Source organism: Streptomyces sp. A1136 (assembly GCF_004795055.1).
Taxonomy (GTDB): domain Bacteria; phylum Actinomycetota; class Actinomycetes; order Streptomycetales; family Streptomycetaceae; genus Streptomyces.
Genome location: NZ_SSBJ01000125.1, coordinates 1 through 826 on the forward strand (window position 1 = coordinate 1; position 826 = coordinate 826).

Consider the following 826-nt stretch of genomic DNA (forward strand, 5'->3'; position numbering starts at 1 on the left):
TGGATCATGTTTTCGTGATCCGTCGCCATGAACTGACCGATGCCGAGTGGGAGTTGCTGGCTCCGCTGATACCGAGTGCTGTCAGGGGCCGGCCTCGGGTGGAGGACCGCCGGGTGATCAACGGGATGGTCTACAAGATCCGGACCGGGGTTTCCTGGCGTGACCTGCCGGAACGTTACGGCCCGTGGAAGTCGGTCTACACCCGCTTCCGCCGCTATGCCATCGACGGAGTGTTCACCCGGGCACTGCAGCAGATCCAGGCCCAGGCCGACGCGGCTGGTGACATCGACTGGCTGGTCCAGATCGACTCCACCATCGTCCGCGCCCACCAGCACGCCGCCGCCACCGGCCGAAAAGGGGGAAGCACCGGACGGACGAACCGGACGATCACGCCCTCGGCCGATCCCGCGGAGGCCTGACCACCAAAATCCATCTCGCCTGCGATGGCCGCGGCCGGCCCCTGGCCATCCTGCTGACTCCCGGCCAACGACACGACGGCATCTGCGCACGACCTCTGCTCGAACGCATCCGAGTACCCCGCACCGGCCTTGGCCGGCCCCGCTGCAGACCGGACCATGTCATCGCCGACAAGGCTTACAGCTCGCGCGGATTCCGCGCCTACCTGCGCAAACGCGGCATCGGACACACGATCCCGGAAAAGGACGACCAGAAACGGCACCGCCGGAACCGAGGCCGCCGAGGTGGCCGACCGACAGCATTCGACCTCGAGATCTACCGCCGCCGCAACACCGTCGAACGCAGCTTCAACCAGCTCAAAGGCTTCCGCGGCATCGCCACCCGCTACGAGAAGACCGCCACTTCATAC

Annotated in this window: 1 pseudogene; it reads left to right on the plus strand. The window is 66.3% G+C overall.

Annotated features, from left to right (window positions below):
- Positions 1–17: 17 nt before the first annotated feature.
- Positions 18–826 (plus strand): annotated as a pseudogene (locus tag E6R62_RS37585) (IS5 family transposase); the annotation flags it as partial.